A 23,027-nucleotide genomic window follows, 5' to 3' on the forward strand; every position below is an offset into this window, starting at 1 on the left:
TGAAGTAGGGCATGGCTGTCGATCCGCAGAACTCGGGGTCAGCTTATCTCGAAGTGCCAGCGCACGTCACGGCGGCTCAGGGCAGCCAGATACGAAATTCGCCACCGCCCAGCGCGCCGCCATTGCTCAGGGCGATATGCCCGCTGTTGCCGTTGCGTTGATGCAGCTCGGCGATGCGCTGGCCAAAATACAGGCCCAGACCGGTACTGCCGGTGCTCATGTTGATGCCGAGAATATAGTCGGACTGGTTTTCCAGCATTGCTGGCGGGTAGCCGCTGCCATCGTCGCTGATGGTGATGACCAGTTGATCGCCGTCCATCGCTGCGCGCAGGTGGATAGCCGAGCGGGTATAGCGAATCGCGTTGTTGATCACGTTGCCCACCACCGAGCCGACCAGTTCGGCATCAAAGAATCCCATCAGACCGAATTCATCGACTTCGTAGGTCCCTTCGATATGACGCGAGCGCAGGATGTCGTGGTGGCGCGCCAGCTGATCCTCAAGGAACTCCTCCAGCTCGAGATAGCTCGGCCGCAGCGGCAACTGATTGACCCCCAGCTTGTACAGGCCAAGCATCTGCACCAGCATGCCGTTCAATCGCAGGAACTCGTATTCGATGACGCCGCGCTCGGTGCTGTCGTGCTCGTTGGTGGGTAGCCGCTCGACCAGTTGCCCGTAGGACTGCATCAGCAGCCCCAGCGAGTTCTTCATGTCGTGAACGGTGGAGGCGATGACGGTGGAGAAATCCAGCGATTGCTCCTCGGGTACGTCGCTCATAGCGATTCGGCCTTTTCGCGCAGCTTGTTGTAGCGTTCGAATCGCGGGTCACCGGGTGGCATGTTGCGGACCCGCTGCAGGCAGTCGAGGCATTCTTCGCGCAGCGCCGGGTCCGGAGCACTGAGCAGCAGGCGCAGCAGCGACTGTGCGGTGTTGAGCGCATAGCTGATGTTGCGCGGCTGCAGCGCCAGTGCGTTGCGAAATGCCTCCAGCGCCTGCGGAAACTGCTTGCCCTGATAGAGCTGCATGCCTTGCCGGTTCAGTTCCATGGCCTGGTCACCGCCACGCAGGATATCTGGGTCGCTGGTCTGTTCGGCGATGCCGGCCATGACCTTGGGGTCGTCGCCATAGATTTCGGCACAGCTGCTGAGCACCTGGTCGGCCTGGGCCTCCTGGCCAAGCGCGCGCAGCTGCGCTGCGACCTGCAGCGCGGTATCGGCGGCAAAGAAGTCTTCCATGTTGGCCAGACGCTCGGCCGCGTTTTTCGCCATCTGGGTGGCGTCTGCGGTCTTGCCTGCTCGCTGGAGCGCCGTGGCCTGCAACAGCTCTCCACGGGCGGCCAGGGCATCGTTGTCGCGCCAGCTGTTGTTCAGATCGTCCATGGTCTGACGAATCTCCAGCAGCACCTTGGGGCCGGGAGCGCTGTCACCAGCCTGCGCGCACAGACTGTCGGCCAGACTCAGGTGATGCTCGGGATCGCGAAAGGCCGAGTGGCGGCCCAGGTTGACTGCCTGACGGAAGGCGCGCACAGCCCTGTCAGGGTCCTGGTTGGCGCGGGCGAGCCGTCCCAGCTCGGCCTGACGCTGCGGGTTGTTGGGCGAGATCTTGACCGCCTGCTCGAGAAAAACCTGTGCCTTGAGCTGCTCGCCGCGCAACTGTTTGGCGCGGGCGAGTCCGTCATACAGCGTGGGCAGCATCGGAAACTGGCTGATGCCCTCCTCGTAGAGCGCCTCGGCGCGGTCCAGATGGCCGCGCTCAAGCAGGTGCCCGGCCAGCATGACCAGCGCCCAGGGCAGTGGACGCTCATCGATGATGGCCTGCAGCAAGGTCTCCAGTTCGGCATCGCGTCCCAGTGCGGCCAGGGCGTTGGCCCGGTAGCGCTGGCAGAGCGGGGCAAGACGCGGCTGAGTTGCCAGCAGGGCGTCGCAGGCGGCCAGCACGCCGGCCTGATTGCCGGCAGCCAGCGAATCAAGAATGGGCGCCAGCACCTGCTTGCGCTCAACCAGACGATCAAGTCGCTGCTGCAGGCTGGCACGATTGAAGGGCTTGGTCAGATAGGCATCGGGTTCATATTCCAGCGCCGCCATCACCATGGCCTGACTGCTCTCGGCAGTGACCATGACGAAAATGCAGTGCGGGCCTATAAGCTTGCGCTGATGCAGCTCCTCAAGCACCTGCTGACCATTCTTGCCATCGCCCAGATTGTAGTCATGCAGGATGATGTCATAGCGGGTCTTGCCGCACAGCGCGATTGCTTCTGCCCCACTGGCGGCGACATCGATATGCTGTGCTCCCATCTGGGTCAGCATGGCCTTCACCGACGAGCGGAAGTCGCTGAAGTCGTCGACGACCAGAAAGCGCTTGTTGCTGTAGACGATCATGATTTCGCCATATTCCTGCCGTTGAATGCCGAATGTCAGTTTAGACCCTTGGCGCAAGTATACAGTGAAATCAAAGAGCCACTATTGATCCACTCTGCAGAATGGCAAATCGGGCCGCTCGCCTGCAGCCGGCCTGTGCTCAATGCCGTCTGACGATTGCGTCGGATTCGATGACATGCTGGCCGACCGGCGCCATCAGGGCCGCCTGCAGCATCGCCGCTGCGACGTCGCCGGCCTTGACCGCCCGCAGCCGTTTCGGGATCACCGGCTTGAAGGTACGCGACAGCAGCAGACCAACCAGCTCTCCCGGTCGGTTCTCGGCGCGGGCACCGTCGAGCAGGGACGGCCGAATCAGGGTCAGGGAACGAAAATCCATGGCTGCCAGATCCTGCTCCGCTTCACCCTTGACCCGCAGATAGAACGAGCCGGACCGCGGGCTGGCGCCCAGCGACGAATTCAGCACAAAGGTTCGCGTACCGGCGCGGCGGGCGTGACGGGCACAGGAGACGACATAGCCGCGATCCACTGCGCGGAAGGCGTCTCTGGAGCCGGCGTTCTGGCGGGTCGTGCCAAGGGCGCAGATTGCCGCGTCGGCCTGCCACCAGTCGGCGTCTTCGGGCAGCGCTGCGAAATCGACCTGCGGGTTGTCGAGGTGGCTGTAATGCCTGACCGCCATGGGTAGCGGCGAGCGACTGGGTGCGACGACCCGGCTGATGGCCGGGTTGACCAGCGCCTGACGCAGTACCTCCATGCCAACCAGCCCGCTGCCGCCGAGTACCAGCAGGGTCTTGCCATTGCTTTCTTCCATTCTGCCCCCCCGATGACGCCTGTTCGTTAAGGTTCAGTTAAGCGCAAGTTGGGCATGCTGCCTGCGCCTGACGGAAAAATACGGCAACAAAGTTCGCCTTGGTTGCCATGAGTGCTCGGACTCACTCTGTGGTCCAAGCAACTGACATGCCATTGACGGAGAAGTCCATGAATACCCGAAGCCTGCTTGATCAACTGTTGAAGTCTGCCAGCGGTGCCCTGTCCGGCGCAGGCGATGCCGCGCCCTCGGCCAAGGGACAATCGAGCTCGAGCGCGCTGGGAAGCCTGCTGACCGGTGCTGGCGGCGGGGCGCTGGCAGCGGGTGCGGTAGGCCTGCTGCTGGGCAGCAAGAAGGCACGCAAAATGGGCGGCAAGGCGGTCAAGTATGGTGGCCTTGCGGCTCTGGGCGTGGTTGCCTACAAGGCTTGGCAGCATTGGCAGCAGAATAGTGCCAGTGCACCACAAGGCGAGCCGCAGACGGTGGATCGGCTGCCCGCGCCGCAGGCCGAGCAGCACAGCCATGCGATATTGCGGGCGCTGATTGGTGCCGCCAAGGCGGACGGGCATATCGACGACCGGGAGCGGGAGCTGATTGATGGCGAAATCGCCCGGTTGACCGGTGACGCGCAGCTGCATGCCTGGTTTGACGCCGAGCTGAGCAAACCGCTGGAACCGACCGAAATTGCCCGCGCGGCGCAGACGCCGGAGATGGCGGCCGAAATGTACCTCGCCAGCCTGCTGGTGGTTGATGAGCAGAATTTCATGGAGCGGGCATATCTGCAGGAGCTGGCGACTCAGCTGAGGCTGGACCCGCAACTGCGCACCGAATTGGAGCGTCAGGTAACCGCCGTCTGATCAGTGCCGGTGGCTGCGACCAACATGCGAGTCCGCGTCGGGGGGACTCACGCTGCCACTGGTTTGCAGCTGGGCGATGATGCCGCAGTGGTCAACATCATTATCGTCGTGACACTGCCGGCGTAGCTCCAGCAGTTGCTGCTGCAGCTGATTCAGTGCCGCAATGCGCTCGCCGACGTGCTCAATGTGCGCTTCGATGAGGCCGTTTACATCGCCACAGCTTGCCTCTGGCCGGCGGCGCAGCTGAAGCAGCTCGCGGAGCTCGTTGTGGGTCATGTCCAGCAGACGGCAGTTGCGAATGAACACCAGCTGCTCGACATGGCGCTCGCCATACTGACGGTAGTTGCCCTCGCTGCGTTGCGGTTCCGGCAGCAGGCCTTCACGTTCGTAGTAACGAATGGTCTCTACCGTACAGTCGGTGCGGCGTGCCAATTCTCCGATTTTCACAGGTACCTCCCGGGCAGGCTTGACTCTGTAGTGGCTATAGGGTTTTTACTTTGCCCTAAAGTTGCCCGGAGGTCACATGTCTGCCCAACATTCGCATGATCACGTCACGCCTGCCCCCTGCTGCGGCGCGGCGCCAGCTAGCTCGACGGCCCCGGTGTTTGCGCCGGGCGCGGGGGAGCAGGTCAGTCGCATTCATATCGAACAGATGGACTGCCCCACCGAGGAGCGGCTGATTCGTCAGCGTCTGACCGGCATGGCCGGTGTCGGTACGCTGCATTTCAATCTGCTGCAACGGGTGTTGTCGGTAAGCCATCTGCCCGAGCGGCGCGAGGCGGTGCTGACGGCGATCAACGAGCTGGGTTTCAGCCCCCGGCTACTGGTCGATGACCATCGGCCGGAGGCCAGCGCTAGCAAGCCCTGGTGGCCGCTGGCGCTGGCGGGTGGTGTTGCGTTACTGGCCGAGATCGTTCACTTCGCCTCCGGGCCGGTCTGGCTTGGGGCGTTGCTGGCACTGCTGGCGATTGCCCTGAGTGGCATCGACACCTACCGCAAGGGCTGGGTGGCCCTGCGTCACCGCACGCTTAATATCAATGCACTGATGAGCATTGCGGTCACCGGCGCGGTGCTGATCGGGCAGTGGCCGGAAGCAGCCATGGTGATGGTGCTCTTTGCCATCGCCGAGCATATCGAAGCCCGGTCGCTGGGGCGGGCGCGCGAGGCGATCAGCAGCCTGCTGGCGCTGGCGCCCGAGCAAGCCAGTGTGCAACTTGAGGATGGCAGCTGGGCGGTACGTGCCTCCAGTGACGTTGCCCTGGGTGCCCGGGTTCGGGTCCGGCCGGGGGAGCGCATCGCGCTGGACGGTGAGGTGGTCAGCGGACGCTCGGCGGTCAACCAGGCGCCGATTACCGGTGAGAGCATGCCGGTCGACAAGCAGCAGGGCGATCCGGTCTTTGCCGGCACCATTAACCAGAATGGCACGCTGGAATACCGCGTTACCGCGGTGGCCGGGCAGACCACCCTGGCGCGCATTATCCATGCGGTAGAGCAGGCCCAGAGCGACCGTGCGCCGACGCAGCGCTTCGTCGACCGCTTCGCCGCCATCTACACGCCAGTCGTCTGCCTGCTGGCGCTGCTGATGGCAGTGCTGCCGCCGCTGTTAACCGATGCCGGTTGGTACGAGTGGATTTATCGGGCGCTGGTATTGCTGGTGGTGGCCTGCCCCTGTGCGCTGGTGATCTCGACCCCGGTGACCATTGTCAGCGCACTGGCGGCGGGCGCCCGGCGGGGCCTGCTGATCAAGGGTGGCGTGCATCTTGAACAGGGTGGTCAGATTGATCTGGTCGCCCTCGACAAGACCGGCACCCTGACCGAAGGGCGCCCGGTACAAACCGACTTTCAGCTGCTGGCAGGCAGTGACGCCGATGCCGCGCAGCAACGGGCCGCAAGTCTGGCCGAGCGCTCGGATCACCCGGTGTCGCGGGCCCTCGCCAACGCCAACAGCCAGCCTCTGCTGACGGTGGACGACTTCGCTGCCCTGCCGGGGCAGGGCGTCAGCGGCCTGATCAACGGCGAGCGCTATTGGCTGGGCAACGCGCGGCTGGCCGAGGCCCGCGGTTTGCTGAGCGCTACGCTGCAGGAGCGTCTGGGGCTGCTCGAACGGGAGGGCAAGTCGCTGGTCCTGCTGATCGGCGAGGATCAGGTGCTTGCCCTGTTCGCCGTAGCCGACACCCTCAAACGGGGCAGCCGCGACGCCATACGCGAGCTTCATACACTGGGTGTGGAGAGCATTATTCTCAGCGGCGACAACGCCCCAACGGTGCAGGCAATCGCTACCCAGGTTGGCATCGACCGGGCTCATGGCAACCTGTTACCGGACGACAAGCTGGCGCTGGTTCGCCAGGCCCGGGCCCGCGGCAAGCGCGTTGCCATGGTCGGTGACGGCATCAACGATACGCCGGCGCTGGCCGCTGCCGATATCGGCTTTGCCATGGCTGCAGCCGGCAGCGACAGCGCAATTGAAACAGCCGATGTTGCGCTGATGGATGACGACCTGCGCAAGCTGCCGGCGTTTATCAGCCTGTCGCGGCGCACTCTGCGCGTCCTGCGGCAAAATATCTGGTTGGCTCTGGGTATCAAGGCGGTGTTTGTTGCCCTGACGCTGACCGGCTCGGCAACCATGTGGATGGCGGTGTTTGCCGATATGGGCGTCAGTCTGCTGGTGGTGTTCAACGGCCTGCGACTATTGCGTTACCCGCTCTAGAGTGGGGCTGCGACGAAGAAAAAATTGTCAGAAGGTGGTGTTTTTTGCTGGACGTGTAGCAATTTCTGCAACAGCCTGTTCTCCGCTAACAAAAACAAGATTGGTGCATCTCTGCCGGAGGTGCGCAAGGAGAAAGACATGACACGCCGTTATTCCGCGTGGTTCGTGCCGGCGCTTCTGGCGCTGGGATTCGTTTCTGCAACGCTGGTTGTTGCCGGGCAGTCCGATCTGCCTGCGCCGTCCTTTGCATCCATCCCGGTGGTCTTCGTCAGCGATATGTTCAGCCGTTTTTGAGTCGAATGGCTGATCAACGGGTTTTGCCCATAGCCGCAAATACTCTATGCCATAGCTGATGTGCCAGGCTGGTGCGCCGTCAGTGTTGCTGACGGCGCGGCGTCCCAGTCGCCCAGAGCCAAATATTCCCTGCTCTTGGCCATGTGTGTTCAGCGGTTGACCGCGTTAGGGTCGATCGAGGCGCCGGCCCCCAGCTCCGCCCGCTGTTGCGCCAGTTTCGCCCCTTCGGCAGCGGTAAAGGCGAAGGTACGCTCCGGGTCGCTCGCGCGCATCTGCAACGCCATCAGCTCCATGCCTTCGGCAACAACGATGTCGTGCTTGCCGGCGCTCAGGCCCTCAATGATGGTGCGCGCGGCGTCGTCAGGATCGATACCGTTGTCGATGTTGGCGTCCGACCGGCCGCGTGCATTACCGCCCCCCTCCAGCGCGTTGGCGGCAATGGCGGTGCGCACCGAACCGGGAATGATCACGCTCACACCAATGCCGTAGGCCTGCTCGACTTCGGCGCGCAATGCCTCGAAGTAGCCGACTACCGCGTGCTTGGCACCGCAGTAGCCCGTGCGCAGGGGCGCGCCTAGCTTGCCGGCAACCGAGCTGACCACCGCCAGCTGACCGCTGCCCTGCTCGACCAGGCGTGGCAGCAGCAACTGGGTCAGGGCAACCGGCGCGAGATAGTCGACTTCCATCAACTGGCGATAGACCTGCAGGCTGGTATCCAGCGCAAGGCTGCGCTGACTGATCCCGGCGTTGTTGATCAGCAGATCAATGCGGCCACGCCAGCCCCAGGCCTGCTCGACCAATGCCGGCAGGCGGTCGTAGTCGGTGGTTTCGAAGGGCAGTACCAGGGTGCGCTCGGGCGCCACGGCGGCCAGAGCCTGCAGCGCGTCGGCGCGGCGACCGGACAGGATTACCTCGGCGCCCTGTGCCAGCATGGCCCTGGCCAGCGCTTCACCGATGCCCGAGGAGGCGCCGGTGATCCATACCACTCTGGATGCGAAACTCATCTTCTTGTTCTCCTGTTATGGTCGTGCCGCGACTGGCCCGGCCGGGCGTTCACCATAGGGAGACAGGGAGGAAGGAATCTGTCGCCGGGGCGACAGTCTGCAACGGCAGGATCAGGTCCTGACCGGACGCATGGCGCGTCCGGACAAGACCTGAAGGCGCTCAGTTGAGTGCGGCGAGGATCGACTGCAGCTGGCCGGCGTCCACCTGGTTGGCGTTGGCCAGGCTCAGGAACGACTGGCTGGTGCCGCTCCAGGCGTTGATCAGGCTGGGCAGATTGCGTGCCACGGAGCTGGCCTCACCGATGCTGCGGGTCAGCTCACCGGCGGCCATCGGGTTGGACAGCAGCGAGCCGGCATTGCCCTTGGCGCTGGCCAGCCAGCTCTGGAACGCGCCGCTCAGCAGCGAGCCTTCCTTCAGACCGTTCTGGTAGAAAGGAATGGCCTCGGCCAGCGTGCTGCGGTTGGCTCCGCTCAGAGTGCCGCCCTGTGCGAGCAGACTCTGAATCAGCGCCTGGTTGCTGCTGGTCAGCTCGGTGTCAGCGGCGATCGATGCCGTGTCCGTGTTTGCCCCCTGCGCATAGTTGGCGGCCGCAGCCAGCGTGCGACTGGCGATGTCGGTTTGTCCCGTCGCTTCCAGGGTTTTGGCCTGGGCCATCAGCATGTTGTTCATGCTCGCGTTGAAGCGCTGCATCAGCAGATCCTGCTGCTGTGCAAGGTTCTCGGCACCGGCGGCTTCGCCACCTTGCGCTGCTGTGTTCAGCGCTGCGCCTGCGGCGGCCTTCAGCGAGTCCAGACCAAATGCCTGGGCCTGACTGGCGGCCAGCATACCGGCGGCGATCAGGCTCAGCAGGCCTGCGTGGATGCGGGTGTTCTTCATCTTTCCATATTCTCCTGAATGGGGCTCCGTCGTGGATTTGCGTCGTTCCAGAGGTCCTTCCTGCAGTGCTGCCGGCGTACTGCAAACGGAATGGCAAAGCGGGTCTACCTGACACAGAGCGTACTCTACCCGATTCGAGCCCTCGGCGGGAGCACGTGCAGTTGATAGATGCTGACTGGTTATCGGGCCGTGAGTGTTTGGGCGAGGCGGAGCAGCGTCTGCGGGATGATCGTCGTCTACTCACCGCCATGCCGTAATAAACCAAAAAAAGCCCGCGTTGCGCGGGCTTAATACGGAGCAGTGCCGGTGTTGCTGATCAGTTCCCGGTGGCGCGCATGTGCTGAACGCTGAACATGTCCGGGGTGCTCAGGCTGGGGTCGACCTGGCCCTTGAATTGGCCGGTGGTGCAGTGCATGGCCTGTACGTCGATCATGCTGAAGCTGTCGTCAATGGATACGCCACTGCCCTGGTTGGCAGGCAGGTGGTGGTCCGGGTGGGCCTGGCCGATGGTGAAGGTTTTCCACATGCTGCCCTTGCGGTCATAGGCCACGGTGCGCGGGATGGTAAAGGTCTGGGCATCCATGAAGTGCACGCGGCGGGACAGCGGGTGGCTGCCGTCGACCGGGGTGGCCTCCACTTCGTAGACCTTGCGCAGCTGCCAAGTGATGTTCGGGAAGCAACCGCCCTTGCCGGAGAACGCTACTACCTGATAACCGTCGCTGTCCTGATGGGTTTCGGTATCGAGTTGCAGCTCGTTGTGGTTGTAGAAAGGCATGAGCATGTAACGGGTGCCCTTGTAGGCCCAGTTCATGTCGGAAATACGGCCGTTGTAGCCCTCGAAGTCTTCGATCATCAGATCTGAACCAAGGAAGGCGTCGGTGACCTGACCGGTGGCCAGGCGGCGTACGCGGCGCTGAAAGCCCAGATACAGCCAGGAGTTGTCGCGCTTGAGGTCGTCCATGGCACGGTGGATGAGCAGCTGGGTATTGCGCACATCATGCGGCTCGAGCACCTGCACGTAGATACCGCGGAACAGCTCCGACGGGTTGGGCGTGATCGCCGGCAGCGGCTCCTGATTGACCCGGCCGGTGAAGTTCAGGAAGTGAAAGTTGAACTTGATGGTGCGCTCAACCTTGTCGGTGTTCATGTCCCGATACTTCCAGTAGAACGGGGAGATGGCGGCACTGTCGCCCCAGTTGTAGCCGTACTTGTAGTTCCAGGCGAGTTTCTCGCCGGCACGCGGATCGTTGGCATCCGGCTCTTCCGGGAATGGCCGTCCGGCCTGCCAGCCATTCAGCTCGCCTGGCTTGGCGCCCAGACTGACGTTGCCGAGACCCGCCCGGCTGGCTTCCACGTAGTTGGGATGAAGGTCGAAGGAGGTGGTCTCGCCGACCTTGATTTCAACCCAGCCCTGCTCGATGAAGTTGTAGAACGCCGGATCGATGATGTCCCGGAACTGGGCAACGTTGGCCTGGTTGATGGTCATGCCGGTGGTGAGCCCCGGTGCGCTGGGCGCGGACTCACGATAGGGATAGAAGCTGTTGTCGACGACATCGGCCTGGGCCTGCGCGGTGCAGGCCATCGCCAGTGCCGTCAGTACGCCGGCCAGGATACGGGTGTGCTTGTTGTTGTTCATGCTGTTCTCCGAATCAGAAGCTGTAGCGGACGGTCAGTTGCAGTTCATCCTGGTTTTTGGCCATGCCCAGCGGGCCGGCGCGGAAGCGACCCAACGGCTCATAGCCGCTCAAGCCCAGGCTGACACCTTCGGGGTGGCCCGGGTACCCGGCGGTGAACGGGTCCCAGGGGTTACAGGTGCGGCAGTCATCGAACTTGTTGGCACCGCTGCCGACCTTCAGGTTGGCGCCCCCGATGACCCGCAGGTTGTCGCTGACCAGCCATTCGATGCTTGGTGCGATGGTGGTGGCACCGGCGCGGAAGTCATGCGCAGCCAGTAGTTGCGGGCTAAGCCGGTCATTCATCCACCAGCCCTTGACCAGCAGGGTGCCGGTCCAGTTGGCCTTCCAGTCCGGTATGCCTACCCGGCCCAGGAGACGCTGCTCACTCTGGTACTCGTGAATGTGCTGGCCGAAGATCTGGCCCGAGAACAGGAAGGCGCGGCGGCCGTTAAGCCATGGTATGAAGATGTTCTTGTCGGCACCGACCACATAGCGCGTGACGTTGCTCTCCGAGAACAGTCTGCTCTGGATGGTGTTGGCGAACTCTTCGCCTTCGGTGTGAGCGAGTTCGACGCGGAACACGGTATCCAGACCCTGGGCGTAGTAGTCCAGCGAGCCGCCGATCAGGTTGACGCGGGGGAAGTGGATATCGAATGCGATGAGGGATGGCCAGATTCCGGTGACGCCGGTGAATGCATTTTGCGCCGGGATACCGCCGCGCAGCGAAGGCAACTGGCTGCGGTAGGTGAGTGCATTGAGCGAGAAGCCAACGTCGCGGTAGACACCCTCAAGCTTGATACCGAACTGGGTGTTGGACAAACTCCACGCGGGCATGTGGGCTTTGCGGATGCCGATCTGGCCGGGGCCGAAGTCGGTGGCAATGTTACCGTTGGCGAAATTAGCGACGGTGCCGCCGTACTCCCAGAGTGTGTTCATGCCGCGGAAGAAGCAACCCGCGTCGAGAATCACGTTGGGCGAGCCGCATTGGCCGATGTTGTGCGGGCGGAAGCGGTCGAAGTTCCAGACGAAGGAGACGTTCAGGTCGTCGAAGATGTCGCCAGCGCCCATGCGGTAGTCGGATTTGACGATCCACATCGGGATGCGGATGTCTTCCAGCTCGTCGTAAATATTATTGCGCGAGAAGTCGACCGGGTTGATGACGTCCAGCACCCGGAACAGGTCGGTGCGGCCCCAGACGACCTGCTGCTTGCCCAGGCGGGTGCTGAGGATGTGGCCGTTGTCGAAGCTGTAGTCGAAGTCGACATACAGTTCGCGGATGAAGTCGAGCCGGTCATTGAACTCGGAGAAGCGCAGTTCGTTGGTGTCTTGGTCCAGATAGCCGTTGATACAACCGCGGCTATCGACATCACAAGGCCGCACCGGGACGCCGAAGGCGACGCCGCCGCTGGTGCTGTGCAGGTTCTCGCCGAGCACAATCATGCCCTTGTTGGGGTGATCGGCCAGATTGAAGGTGTTGGGCAAATTCAGACCGCCACCGTGGGGCACACTGGTGCTGCCGCCGAAACCGCTGGTGTTCTCCAGGCGAATGCTGCCGCCGGCTCTGCGGCCGTATTCGTTGCTGTTGAGGTCGTAGACCCCGTCGTAGCTGCCACGAAATACGCCGTTCCAGGAAACGTTGCTGAAGATGCCGAGTTCGCCGAACTCGCGTTCAGCGTTGATCTGCACCGTGTTGCGAAATTTCGACAGACCGGCGGAGTCACGCACGTAGGTCGCGTTCTCGTAGAAGCCGGTTATCTCGGTTTCCTCACTGGCGATCGCAGCGCTGAGCGGGCTCAGCAACAGCCCGGTGCCACTCGCCAGAGCGAGGCTCCAGCGTCCGAGGCCTTTTATTTTTGTTTGCATTGGCAGTTCCTCATTACAGTGGGATAGGGCAGGACGAGTCGAACTCAGCCTTGCCCCGTTATCAGCGCCCCGACAGGCTGCGGGGCACTGGCTGCCGGGCGATCGGCATGCAGGATGCCATCCTCGTCGGCGTAGACATCGGTGATGAAGCGCGGGCGCATCACCAGCACCCAGGAGGGCACCAGCAGCATGGCGGCCAGACCGTTGATGACGATCATCACGCACAGCAGCATTGCCGCGTCGGACTGGAAGCGCAGGTCCGACAGCAACACCCACATGACGATGCCGGCCATCAGGGTGACGGCGGTGAAACTGATGGCCATGCCGGTGGTGGCGATCGCCTGGCGAACGGCATCGACCAGCCTGCCGCTCTTGGCCATCTCCTCGCGGATGCGGTCCATCATGTAGATCGAGTAGTCGATGCCCACGCCGATGCCGACGGCGATGACCGGCACGGTGTTGATGTCGATGTTGAGCCCGGCCAGGCCCATGTAGGCGTAGGTGAGGGTGGTCGCGAAGGTCATCGCCAACAGCATCATCAGCCCGGCGTGCCAGGAGGTGTAGAACAGCATCACGAAGGCGAAGATCAGCAGAAATACCAGCGGCAGCACGACCAGATTGGTTTCGAAGGCCGACTCGTTCATGGCCGCGGCAACGCCGAGGGTGCCGCCGGCCAGCCGGATGGTCAGGCCTTCAACCTGGCCGTCGTGTTCGGCGATCCATTCGCGCGCCATGTGAATGGCACGACGGATGGTCTCGCCCTGGCGATCCTTGTAGTAGAACACCAGGTTGGCGATGCGATCGTCGGTATCGTTGAACTCGTTCAACGCCCCGGGAATCGGGCTCGATGCCATGTAGGTAAACATCAGGCCGCCGACGTAGTCCGCTTCATGGGGGATCTGGAACCAGCGTGGATCGTCGTTGTGCATCAGCCGGTTGACCTGCTTGATCAGGTCCGGCAGACCCTTGCTGCCACCGACCGCCGGATCGGCCAGCATGTGCGCCTGCAAGTCCTGCAGGGCGCGCAGAACCTCGGGCTTTTTCAGCCCGCCTTTCTCGGCGTGTTCGGCGATGATGTACAGCTCTTCGGAGCCGGGGAAACGGTCATTCACTTCCTTGGACGACAGGTTGTAGTCGTGGTCCGGGTAGAGGATGGGTGAACCCGGCTCCGAGTCGCCGATGCGTACCTGGGAGGCGGCGACCAGACCCAGGGCAATGGCCAGCGCGGCAGCGCCAAGCACGACCCGCGCCGCGCCCGGACGGCTGACGGTGCGGGCACAGGTGGCGCCGATGTGGCGCAGGAACGTTTCCTTGATCTCGGGGTTTTTCGGTGTCGGCAGTATCGACAGCAGCAGCGGTACGCCAATCAGCACGGTCAGGATCACGGTCATCGCCCACAGCGAGGCATACACGCCCAGCTTGGTATTCAGGGCAATGGAGCCGATGGCGATCAGCGACAGACCGACGGCGTCGGAGACCACGCCAAGCGAGCCCGGGCGGAACAGGCTGTCAAAGGTCGCCCTGGCCGCTTTCGGGCCGTTGCCAAGAACACGCACCTCGGCGTAGTAGCGCTCGACCAGTTGCACCCCGTGGCTCATCGCCCGCGCGGCAATCAGGAAGGGAATAACCAGCCCCAGCGGATCCAGGTTGAAGCCCAGCAGGCTGATGATGCCCAGGCCCCAGATGGTCGAGATCAGCACGCCGCCGAGGGGAATCAGCACCCCGTAGGCCTTGCGGAAATGGAATACCAAGAGCGACAGCATGATCAGCACGGTAAAGATGAAAATCTGCAGAATCTGGTCCATGTAGGTGTAGGCCCAGCCCACCAGCACCGGCTGGCCGGTGGCATACAGGGTGACGCCATTGCCGCTTTCCGCCTCGCGAAGGGCCTGCAACTGGGCGAAGGTGGCGGCGTAGTCGAGCTGGCCTTCGATCAGTTGCGCCTTGACCAGCGCCATCTTGAAGTCGGAGGACACCAGCGGGCCGTAGATGCGCGGGTTGGCGGCTACATCCGCGCGCATCTGCGCCAGTTGCTCATCGCTGTAGTTGCCGTTTTGCGGGTCAAAGTAGGGCTCGGAGTTGATCGAGCCGACCTCGGTCAGCCAGATCTTGCGCGAGTTGCGGTGGGTGACGCTGGTCACCAGGTTGTGGTTGACGCCGGGCAGGTTGTCGACGGCCTGGGTGACCCGGTCGATGGTGGCCAGGTTGGCGTTGGAGAAAATGTCACCGTTGTCGAAGGCAACGCCCACGACCAGCACGTTGGCCCCGCCGAAGCTGTCCTTGATGCTGTTGTGCAGCTCGATATAGGGGTGTTCCTGCGGCAGCAGATCGGCAAAGTCGGTATAGATTTTCAGCCCCGGTATGCGCAGCGCAAACAGCAGGGTCAGCAGGGCGATGGCGGCCAGCACCTTGCGTGGATTGTTGAACATCCACACCTCAAGACCGTGCATGGCATGGGTAAAACGATGTAATCCAGACATGTCGGTTCCTCAGTCAGCGCTGGCCGCCAGGGCCTTTGGGAGTTGAATATTCAGCAGCGTGCCGCGCCCGCCGGCCGCCAGCAGATGCTGCTCGGGCACGAGCAGACCGGCACGCAGATACAGGGGCTGATTGGGCGTGGCCAGCGGCTGCCAGCGGCTGCCGTGCAGGCTGAGTACGGTGGTGTTTTCGCCGAGGGCGTAGAGTGCGTTGCCATCACTGACAAAGCCGAAGATCGGCGCTTCGGTGCCGCTGGGTTGCTTGCGCCAGGTTTCGCCGGCATCGCGGGTGTGCCAGATGAAGCCGTTCAGCCCACCAACCCAGCCTTCATCGAGGTCGCGGAAGAAGCTGGCGTGGGGGTAGAACTCGTCAGGCAGGCTGCCGGCCGGCTCCCAGCTGATTCCGGCGTCGCGGCTTTGATAGACCAGCCCGTATTCGCCGGTTACCACAGCGTGCTCGGCGTCGATGAACTGCAGGGTGGTGAGAATGGCGTCCTCATCCAGACTGGATTCGTCCCAGCTGGCGCCCTGGTCTGCGCTGTGCTGCAGGGTGCTGAAACTGCCGACCGTCCACCAGCTGCCGTCCGGCGCGCAGGCGGTCGCCATCATCTGTTCGCTGCTGGGCAGCGAGTGGCTGCGCCACTGGCTGGCATCCGGGCTGCCGTGCCAGAGCTGGTTGTCGAAACTCAGGGCAATGAAACTGCGGTCTGGACACACATCCAGGTCGACCAGGCTCATGCTGGTCGGTAGCGGCTGGCGTTGCCAGCTGGTGCCCTGATCACCGCTGCGCAGTACCACGCCATCGTTACCGACGATGAGGGTGGTCTCACCATTGCTGGCCATGGCCTGGTAAAAGTCGGTGCGTTGCAGGGCTTCGCTGTGCTGGCGCTCTACCGCATCCAGATTCAGCGGCGCCTCGCAGCCGGTCAGGAGCATTGAGCAGGCCAGTCCGGCAAGCAGATGCCGACGACCCGGCGCACCTCGGAGAGGTGTTGGTATGTCAAACATGGTATGTCACCAATCAGGGTTTTATTTTTATTCACGGAGCGACAGAAGCTCGGTAGCAAGCGCTGTGCCAGCGCTTTCGCATAATCCCAACTGGCTGATTGGCAACGATTTTTTATTGGATGGTGGTTTTTACGCAGGAATGCAGCTGCGTTTCGGGCAGGGTAATTTGATCAATTGATAAAAGTGCAGGCGGGGCTTGCTGATTTGGTAAAGCGCGGGTTCGGACTGGGTTGCTCTGACGGGTGAGAGGGCGCTCCTTGCCCGGTGCAAGGAGCTGTTCGGGCGGGTAGCCGCTGCCGGGCTACTGCTGTTCGCTGTCTTCGAGAATGCCGGACTTCTTCAGCCGGTATGCCAGCGCCGGGCGCGTCAGCCCCAGCCTCCTGGCGGCCTCGGATACGTTTTGGCCGGCGTCATCCATGGCGCGACGCATGAGGCTGTTTTCGACCTCTTCCAGGCTGACGCCGGAGGTCAGAATCTGCGATACCCAGTCGCCTCCGGATGCGATGTCGCTGCCATGGACGATGGTGCCGAAATCGTTGAGACGATCATCGTTGGGGCTCTCCATCAGCTCCGGGCTGACCGCGAACAGCGCGTCCTGGCTGATGCTCTCGTTGCTGTCGGTCAGAATCACGCCGCGTTCGATGACGTTTTCCAGTTCGCGGATATTGCCCGGCCAGCGGTAGTGCAGGCACAGCTCCAGTGCCTTGTCCGACAGCCCCAGGGTGCGCTTCTGGTAGGCGAGGTGCGATTTGCGCAGGAAGTGTTCGGCCAGCAGCGGAATGTCTTCCTGCCGCTCCCGCAGTGGCGGAATCTGAACCGGGAACACATTCAGGCGGTAGTACAGGTCAGCGCGAAAGCGCCCGCTTTCGACGGCATCGGCCAGGCTTTCGTTGGTGGCGGCAATTACCCGCACATCGATCTTGCGGGTGTGCGAGTCACCGACCCGTTCCAGCTCGCCTTCCTGCAGTACGCGCAGCAGGGTGGCCTGGGCCCGGGGCGGTAGTTCGATCACCTCATCGAGAAAGATGGTTCCGCCATTGGCCCGCTCAAAACGGCCTGCACGGGCCTGATGTGCCCCGGTGTAGGCGCCTTTCTCAACGCCGAACAGTTCGGCCTCAATCAGATCGGGCGGGATGGCGGCGCAGTTGACGGCCACGAACGGCTTATCGGCGCGCTCGCTGCGTTGATGCACACTGCGTGCAATCACCTCCTTGCCAACGCCGGTCTCGCCCAGCAGCAGCACCGAGACCTTGCCCTTGGCGGCCTTGTCGATGGTTTTGCAGACCTTTTTGTAGGCGCTCGACTGGCCGATGCCGTAGTACTGACCTTCCTGCTGATCCAGGTCGTTTTGCAGCGAACTCAGCCGCGATTGCAGGTCGTACAGCTCCTCAATGATGGGGTCTTCCCTGAAGTAGCTTTTGAACTGCTCCGCGTCATCCCATTCCTCCGCCGGCTTGCCGACGATCAGGCAGCGCTCATCGCCGCAGCCGCGGCAGCTGACTTCGCGGAAGATGATTTCGCGGCGCATGAACGAGGAGCTGTAGGCACAGGCATAGCCCAGCAACGACCAGCAGGCCGGCTCATGCATCAGCCCCAGTTCCGTCTGGCAAATCTCGACCTCGAACGAGTCTACCCACTCCAGTTCGCCGTAGAAGTGGCCCTTCTGGTGGTCAAGATCGATCTGGATTGGCTTGACCTTGACCATGCCCTTGAGCGAATGCAGCTGCGGCCCGACGAGGAAGATATCGAGCTCGTTGTTGTGAGGCCTGAGCTTGCGAGCCAGCTCGGCATCCTTGAGCCCTGACTGGTAGCCCATGCGCATGAAAAAGCCCTTGGCGCGCTCGATGCCGAGGGTGTTTACCAGCTCACGTCGGAAGCTGGCCATGGCGGACACCTGCATCAGCAGCATGCGCTGCTCGGCAAACCAGATTTTGCCGTCAGTGCTCTGAAAACGGATCTGCTCGGTCAGATCGTGATAGTCCGAATACTGCAGGTGCGGCTTGTAGCTGGTCGCCATGATGCATTAGCCCCTGTTGTTTTTGTTGGGCGGTTTGCGCTGTCTCACAACATGCTGTGACGCGCTGAGTGTCTCGGCATCTTGACGCTGTCTGCGGTTAAAAATCAACCAAATGATTAATTGGCCAAGGGGGCGTCGCGCTGGGTGAGCATTTGCTGACATGCGCAGCGCTTTTTCATCAAATCATTAAATTCCCCCCGCGATTCCCCCCCGCTGCCGAGCGCTTCCGGTGATGCGGTTTATCAATGGGTAAAAATAAAAAGTCTTGAATATCAATTGGTTGAAGTCTGATTTCGCGCCGTTATCGCTGGCTGGCATAGCCGTTGCTGTAGGTCTGCTCACAACAACAAGCACGGTAAAGCCCTATGAGCCAGCCCGCCCAAAGCTTTGACCAGATGACCCGCTGGATTCGGGTACGCAGCGAACCGGACGCCCGCTTTGTCGAGTTCGACTTTGCCATCGGTCACCCCGATCTGTTCGTCGAACTGGTGCTTCCGAAGGACGCTTTCGTTCAGTTCTGCAAACACAACCAGGTTGTTCACATGGATGAGGCCATGGCCCGTCAGGTTGACGAGGACATGGTGAAGTGGCGCTTCGGCGAGAAAGGCCAGCGCTGATTGCGATCCGACACACCCCTACAAAAACAAAACGGTACGGTTGTCATGAGCATTGAAATCAAAACCAACTCGGTGGAGCCGATTCGGCACACCTACAGCAACATCAAGCGCCGCTTTGGCGACAAGCCTGCCTCGCGCTATCAGGAAGCCAGCTTCGATATCGAGGCGACCACCAACTTCCATTACCGCCCCCTGTGGGATGCCGAGCACGGTCTGAATGACCCGACCCGCACCGCCATCCGAATGGCCGACTGGTACGCGGTAAGCGATCCCCGCCAGTTCTTTTACGGTGCCTACGTGCAGAACCGCGCCAAGATGCAGGAGGCCGCCGAGCACAGCTTCAGCTTCTGCGACAAGCGCAATCTGCTGACCCGCATGCCGGAGGCGCTGCAGGAAACTTTGCTGCGTCTGCTGGTGCCGCTGCGCCATATGGAGCTGGGCGCCAACATGAACAACAGCAGCATCGCTGGCGATGCGGTGGCCGGCACGGTCACTCAGCTGCACATCTATCAGGCCATGGACCGCCTGGGCATGGGCCAGTACCTGTCGCGCATTGCCCTGCTGATCGATGGCAGCACCGGCGAGGCACTGGATCGCTCGAAGACCTACTGGATGGAAGACGCGCTCTGGCAGCCGCTGCGCAAGCTGGTTGAGGACAGTCTGGTGGTCAAGGACTGGTTCGAGCTGACCGTACTGCAGAACCTGCTGATCGACGGCCTGCTGTACCCGCTGATGTATCACAAGTTCGATCAATGGCTGGCGGAGCAGGGGGCCGAGGATGTCTCGATGCTCACCGAGTTCATGCGTGACTGGCACGCCGAATCTTGCCGCTGGGTCGACGCCATGCTCAAGACCGTGCGCGCGGAAAGTGATGCCAATGCCGAGCAGTTGCAGCGCTGGATTGCCCACTGGCAGCCGCGGGTCATCGCTGCCCTGCAGCCGCTCGCCAACGCCAGCGTCGGTGTCGCAGCGCTGGACGAGGTGGTTGGCCAATTCGACCAGCGGCTGAAGAAGCTCGGCCTGGTCGTCGAGGAGGTCGCCGCATGAGCCAGCTTGCCTTCATCGTTTTTCAGGACAACGACAACGCCCGCTACCTGGTAGAGGCGATTGCCGAAGACAACCCTCACGCCGAAGTGCAGTACCACCCGGCCATGATCCGCATCCAGGCTGAAAAGCGCCTGGTAATCAACCGTGCCACGGTTGAGGAAAAGATCGGCCGTGAGTGGGACGTGCAGGAGATGCTCCTGGACGTGATCAGCATCGGCGGCAACGTGGATGAGGATGATGACCACTTCATCCTCGAGTGGAAAAACTAGGAGACCCCTCATGGCTACCAAGAACAAGAAGCTCAGCCTCAAAGACAAGTACCAGTACCTGACCCGCGACATGGCCTGGGAACCGAGCTACCAGAAGAAGGAAGACATCTTTCCCTACGAACGCTTCGAAGGGATCAAGATCACCGACTGGGACAAGTGGGAAGACCCCTTCCGCCTGACCATGGATGCCTACTGGAAGTATCAGGCCGAGAAAGAGAAGAAGCTGTACGCCATCTTCGACGCCTTCGCCCAGAACAACGGCCACCAGAACATTTCCGATGCGCGCTACGTCAACGCCCTCAAGCTGTTTCTGACCGGTGTTTCGCCGCTGGAATACGGCGCGTTTCAGGGCTATGCCAAGGTCGGTCGGCATTTCAGCGGTGCCGGTGCGCGGGTAGCCTGCCAGATGCAGTCGATTGACGAGCTGCGTCACGTGCAGACCCAGCTGCACGCCATGAGCCACTACAACAAGCACTTCAACGGCCTGCACGATTTTGCCCACATGCACGACCGGGTCTGGTTCCTGTCGGTGCCCAAGTCGTTCTTTGACGACGCCCGCTCGGCCGGCCCGTTCGAGTTTCTGACCGCCATTTCGTTCTCGTTCGAATACGTGCTGACCAACCTGCTGTTCGTGCCGTTCATGTCCGGCGCGGCGTACAACGGCGATATGGCCACCGTGACCTTCGGCTTCTCGGCGCAATCGGACGAAGCCCGTCACATGACCCTGGGCCTTGAGGTCATCAAGTTCATGCTCGAACAGCACGAGGACAACGTGCCGATCGTGCAGCACTGGATCGACAAGTGGTTTTGGCGCGGCTACCGCCTGCTGAGCCTGGTCAGCATGATGATGGACTACATGCTGCCCAACAAGGTGATGTCCTGGAAGGATGCGTGGGAGGTCTATTACGAGCAGAACGGCGGCGCCCTGTTCAAGGATCTGGAGCGTTACGGCATTCGCCCGCCCAAGTATCAGGACGTGGCCAACGACGGCAAGCACCACATCAGCCATCAGCTGTGGTCGACCTTCTATCAGTACAGCCACGCCACCAATTTCCATACCTGGTTGCCCAGTGCAGCGGAAATGGACTGGCTGTCCGAACAGTACCCGGACACCTTCGACAAGTACTACCGCCCGCGTTTCGAGCACTGGCAGAAGATGCAGGACAAGGGTGAGCGTTTCTACAACAACACCCTGCCGCAGCTGTGCCAGGTGTGTCAGGTGCCGGCCCTGTTCACCGAGCATGGCGATCCGACCCAGCTGAGCCTGCGCACACTCGAGCACGAGGGCGAGCGTTATCACTTCTGCTCGGATGGCTGCTGCGACATTTTCAAGCACGAGCCCGAGAAGTACATCCAGTCCTGGTTGCCTGTGCACCAGATCTATCAGGGCAATTGCGAGGGTGCAGACGTCGAGACCGTGGTCTCGAAGTACTACCACATCAATATCGGCCAGGACAATTTCGACTACGTGGGGTCGCCGGATCACCAGCGCTGGCAGGCGATCAAGGGCAATCGGCCGCTCGGGGGCGATGACGACTCCCGGGACGCCGCCTGAGCTTTCACAACACCCGTCCCCGACCGACAGGTCGGGGCGACAACAAGAACAAGGTGATCTCCATGAGCGTTAAAGCCCTTTATCAATACACCGCCGAGCCGCGTGACCTGCAGGCCAACTTCAATGGCATGCAACTGGTCTATCTGTACTGGCCGAACCATCTGCTGTTCTGTTCGCCGTTTTGCTTTCTAGCGTCGCCCGAGATGAGCATGGGCGAGTTCTGCGAGGAGGTTGTGCGCCCGGCCATTGTCGCCCACCCGCAGGCCGCCGGCCTGGACTTTGGCCAGGCCCAGTGGCAGCTCAACCACCAGCCGTTCAGCCCGGACCCTGCGCTCAGCCTGGCGCAGAATGGGGTGACGCACAAAGCGATGCTGACCCTGCGCGTGCCCGGCCTTGACGGTATCGCCGGCGGCGTAGTCTGAGGAGGCGGTCATGAGCTACACAGTCACGATTGAGCCGACCGGCGAACAGATCGAAGTCGAACAAGACCAGACCATCCTCCAGGCCGCGCTGCGTCAGGGCGTCTGGCTGCCGTTTGCCTGCGGCCACGGCACCTGCGCGACCTGCAAGGTGCAGGTGCTGGAGGGCGACGTGGATATCGGCGAGGCCTCGCCGTTCGCGCTGATGGATGTCGAGCGCGACGAAGGCAAGGTGCTGGCCTGCTGCGCCACGGTGCAGAGCGATGTGACCATCGAAGCCGATATCGATGTGGATGAGGACTTCGAGGGCTATTCGGTAGAGGACTACCAGGCCACGGTCAGCGAACTGCTGCCACTGTCACCGACCATTTTGGGCGTGCGCCTGAAGCTGGATCGCGCGATGCAGTTTCAGGCGGGCCAGTACATCAACCTGGAACTGCCGGGCATTGAGGGCAGCCGTGCGTTCTCGCTGGCCAATCCGCCGAGCCGGCCGGACGAGGTCGAGCTGCATGTGCGGCTGGTAGAAGGTGGCGCAGCCACCGGCTACATCCATCAGCAACTGAAGGTGGGTGATCAGCTATCGCTGTCCGGACCCTACGGCATGTTCTTTGTACGCAACTCGCAGCAGGGCGATCTCATCTTTATTGCCGGCGGCTCGGGGCTGTCCAGCCCGCAGTCGATGATTCTCGACCTGCTGGAACAGGGCGACAGCCGCCAAATCACCCTGTTTCAGGGCGCACGCAACCGCAGCGAGCTCTATAACGCCGAGCTGTTCGAGCAACTGGCTGCCAGCCACGCCAATTTCACCTATGTACCGGCGCTCAGCCAGGCCGCCGATGACAGCGAGTGGCAGGGTTTCCGTGGCTATGTGCACGACGCTGCCAAGGCGCACTTTGACGGCCGCTTTGCCGGTCACAAGGCCTACCTGTGCGGCCCGCCGCCGATGATCGATGCGGCGATTACCGCCCTGATGCAGGGCCGGCTGTTTGAGCGCGACATTTTTATGGAGCGTTTCTACACCGCCGCCGACGGCGCAGAGGGCACCCAGCGCTCCGCGCTATTCAAGCGGATCTGAATCCTGGACGCGAAGGCCAGCCCTCGGTTGCGCAGTGCCGCAGCGACGGGTGACAGGGCCTTGGCGTGAGCAAACGAACGGCAG

21 protein-coding genes are annotated in these 23,027 nt (G+C 62.2%); 10 read left to right on the top strand and 11 right to left on the bottom strand.

The window, feature by feature from the left end; all coding sequences use genetic code 11:
* Positions 1–76: 76 nt before the first annotated feature.
* From AC13EY_RS18850 to AC13EY_RS18860, 3 genes are all read right to left on the bottom strand, one after another.
* Positions 77–775 carry a sensor histidine kinase gene (locus AC13EY_RS18850; protein ID WP_228245639.1) on the bottom strand — a complete coding sequence of 233 codons (699 nt, stop codon included), beginning with the start codon at positions 773–775 and terminating at the stop codon, positions 77–79.
* On the bottom strand, positions 772–2,376 hold the full coding sequence (locus AC13EY_RS18855) for a tetratricopeptide repeat-containing response regulator (protein ID WP_228245640.1): 1,605 nt from the start codon (positions 2,374–2,376) through the stop codon (positions 772–774). Before AC13EY_RS18855 ends, AC13EY_RS18850 begins: the two co-directional genes overlap by 4 nt.
* A gap of 139 nt (positions 2,377–2,515) precedes the next feature.
* Positions 2,516–3,184 (bottom strand): Rossmann-fold NAD(P)-binding domain-containing protein, encoded by a 669-nt coding sequence (locus AC13EY_RS18860; protein ID WP_228245641.1) that lies wholly within the window; start codon positions 3,182–3,184, stop codon positions 2,516–2,518.
* A gap of 167 nt (positions 3,185–3,351) precedes the next feature.
* Between AC13EY_RS18860 and AC13EY_RS18865 the strand changes: the two genes are divergently transcribed.
* Entirely contained in the window at positions 3,352–4,038 is a 687-nt protein-coding gene (locus AC13EY_RS18865) for a tellurite resistance TerB family protein (protein ID WP_482877069.1), read from the top strand.
* Here AC13EY_RS18865 and cadR read toward each other — a convergent pair whose 3' ends face one another.
* The gene (cadR, locus tag AC13EY_RS18870) at positions 4,039–4,485 is read right to left on the bottom strand and encodes a Cd(II)/Pb(II)-responsive transcriptional regulator (protein WP_228245643.1); all 447 of its coding nucleotides are present in this window, start codon (positions 4,483–4,485) and stop codon (positions 4,039–4,041) included.
* Between the two features lie 76 nt (positions 4,486–4,561).
* Between cadR and AC13EY_RS18875 the strand changes: the two genes are divergently transcribed.
* Positions 4,562–6,745, top strand: coding sequence for a heavy metal translocating P-type ATPase (locus AC13EY_RS18875; protein WP_482877067.1), 2,184 nt, complete (start codon positions 4,562–4,564; stop codon positions 6,743–6,745).
* Between the two features lie 138 nt (positions 6,746–6,883).
* Positions 6,884–7,039, top strand: coding sequence for a hypothetical protein (locus AC13EY_RS18880; protein WP_228245645.1), 156 nt, complete (start codon positions 6,884–6,886; stop codon positions 7,037–7,039).
* Positions 7,040–7,188: 149 nt separating this feature from the next.
* Here AC13EY_RS18880 and AC13EY_RS18885 read toward each other — a convergent pair whose 3' ends face one another.
* From AC13EY_RS18885 to AC13EY_RS18910, 6 genes are all read right to left on the bottom strand, one after another.
* Positions 7,189–8,043: an SDR family NAD(P)-dependent oxidoreductase gene (locus tag AC13EY_RS18885; RefSeq protein ID WP_228245646.1), complete on the bottom strand. Its 855-nt coding sequence runs from the start codon at positions 8,041–8,043 to the stop codon at positions 7,189–7,191.
* A 160-nt stretch (positions 8,044–8,203) separates the two neighbouring features.
* Positions 8,204–8,920 carry a hypothetical protein gene (locus AC13EY_RS18890; protein WP_228245647.1) on the bottom strand — a complete coding sequence of 239 codons (717 nt, stop codon included), beginning with the start codon at positions 8,918–8,920 and terminating at the stop codon, positions 8,204–8,206.
* Between the two features lie 316 nt (positions 8,921–9,236).
* The gene (locus tag AC13EY_RS18895; RefSeq protein ID WP_228245648.1) at positions 9,237–10,556 is read right to left on the bottom strand and encodes a DUF1329 domain-containing protein; all 1,320 of its coding nucleotides are present in this window, start codon (positions 10,554–10,556) and stop codon (positions 9,237–9,239) included.
* Positions 10,557–10,569: 13 nt separating this feature from the next.
* A complete protein-coding gene (locus AC13EY_RS18900) occupies positions 10,570–12,459 on the bottom strand; it encodes a DUF1302 family protein (protein ID WP_233048729.1) in 1,890 nt (629 codons plus the stop codon).
* Positions 12,460–12,503: 44 nt separating this feature from the next.
* The gene (locus AC13EY_RS18905; protein WP_233048730.1) at positions 12,504–14,939 is read right to left on the bottom strand and encodes an efflux RND transporter permease subunit; all 2,436 of its coding nucleotides are present in this window, start codon (positions 14,937–14,939) and stop codon (positions 12,504–12,506) included.
* A gap of 9 nt (positions 14,940–14,948) precedes the next feature.
* On the bottom strand, positions 14,949–15,872 hold the full coding sequence (locus tag AC13EY_RS18910; RefSeq protein ID WP_482890432.1) for a WD40/YVTN/BNR-like repeat-containing protein: 924 nt from the start codon (positions 15,870–15,872) through the stop codon (positions 14,949–14,951).
* Positions 15,873–15,933: 61 nt separating this feature from the next.
* Here AC13EY_RS18910 and AC13EY_RS18915 point away from each other — a divergent pair, with 61 nt between their 5' ends.
* Complete coding sequence (locus tag AC13EY_RS18915; RefSeq protein ID WP_482890433.1) at positions 15,934–16,122, top strand: hypothetical protein; 189 nt, start codon at positions 15,934–15,936, stop codon at positions 16,120–16,122.
* Between the two features lie 123 nt (positions 16,123–16,245).
* Here the strand turns inward: AC13EY_RS18915 and AC13EY_RS18920 are convergent, their stop codons facing one another.
* Positions 16,246–17,961: a sigma-54-dependent Fis family transcriptional regulator gene (locus tag AC13EY_RS18920; protein ID WP_233048732.1), complete on the bottom strand. Its 1,716-nt coding sequence runs from the start codon at positions 17,959–17,961 to the stop codon at positions 16,246–16,248.
* Between the two features lie 365 nt (positions 17,962–18,326).
* Here AC13EY_RS18920 and AC13EY_RS18925 point away from each other — a divergent pair, with 365 nt between their 5' ends.
* From AC13EY_RS18925 to AC13EY_RS18950, 6 genes are all read left to right on the top strand, one after another.
* Positions 18,327–18,578, top strand: coding sequence for a phenol hydroxylase subunit (locus AC13EY_RS18925; RefSeq protein ID WP_233048733.1), 252 nt, complete (start codon positions 18,327–18,329; stop codon positions 18,576–18,578).
* A gap of 45 nt (positions 18,579–18,623) precedes the next feature.
* On the top strand, positions 18,624–19,625 hold the full coding sequence (locus tag AC13EY_RS18930; RefSeq protein WP_233048734.1) for an aromatic/alkene monooxygenase hydroxylase subunit beta: 1,002 nt from the start codon (positions 18,624–18,626) through the stop codon (positions 19,623–19,625).
* Positions 19,622–19,894, top strand: a complete 273-nt coding sequence (locus tag AC13EY_RS18935; protein ID WP_335598841.1) for an MmoB/DmpM family protein — start codon at positions 19,622–19,624, stop codon at positions 19,892–19,894. The genes AC13EY_RS18930 and AC13EY_RS18935 overlap by 4 nt, the downstream gene beginning before the upstream one ends.
* A gap of 10 nt (positions 19,895–19,904) precedes the next feature.
* A complete protein-coding gene (locus AC13EY_RS18940) occupies positions 19,905–21,449 on the top strand; it encodes an aromatic/alkene/methane monooxygenase hydroxylase/oxygenase subunit alpha (RefSeq protein ID WP_335598842.1) in 1,545 nt (514 codons plus the stop codon).
* Positions 21,450–21,511: 62 nt separating this feature from the next.
* A complete protein-coding gene (locus tag AC13EY_RS18945) occupies positions 21,512–21,871 on the top strand; it encodes a phenol hydroxylase subunit P4 (RefSeq protein ID WP_482877062.1) in 360 nt (119 codons plus the stop codon).
* Positions 21,872–21,881: 10 nt separating this feature from the next.
* A complete protein-coding gene (locus AC13EY_RS18950) occupies positions 21,882–22,943 on the top strand; it encodes an NADH:ubiquinone reductase (Na(+)-transporting) subunit F (RefSeq protein ID WP_335598844.1) in 1,062 nt (353 codons plus the stop codon).
* Positions 22,944–23,027 lie beyond the last annotated feature (84 nt).

The organism is Halopseudomonas sp. L-58 (genome assembly GCF_056859475.1).